Source organism: Nonomuraea sp. B19D2, assembly GCF_040137845.1.
In the GTDB taxonomy this organism is placed as follows: domain Bacteria; phylum Actinomycetota; class Actinomycetes; order Streptosporangiales; family Streptosporangiaceae; genus Nonomuraea.
On the sequence record NZ_JBEFAK010000171.1, the window covers coordinates 1 to 424 of the forward strand.

The 424-nt window shown below is 68.6% G+C and carries 1 pseudogene; it reads left to right on the plus strand.

Annotation, left to right across the window (positions count from 1 at the left end):
• Positions 1-424 (plus strand): annotated as a pseudogene (locus ABN273_RS59325) (hypothetical protein); the annotation flags it as partial.

Consider the following 424-nt stretch of genomic DNA (forward strand, 5'->3'; position numbering starts at 1 on the left):
CGCCGGACTGGCGCGACCCCGACAAGGACAACGACGGCAAGAACGAGGACCAGGACGGCGACGGCACTCCAGACGTTCAGGACGCCGATCGCGACGGAGACGGACCGGACCCGGACACCGACAAAGACGGCATCCCCGACTGGCGTGATCCGGTAACGGACAAGGACGGCGACGGCAAGCCAGACGACGCCGACGGCGACGGCAAGCCCGACAATGGCGCGGGCGACGATCAGGCCCTGGACCAGGACAAGGACGGCAAGCCTGACGACCAGGACCCGGACGCGGACGGTGACGGCACCAACGACGTCGACACCGACAAGGACGGCACGCCGGACTGGCGCGACCCCGACAAGGACAACGACGGCAAGAACGAGGACCAGGACGGCGACGGCACTCCAGACGTTCAGGACGCCGATCGCGACGG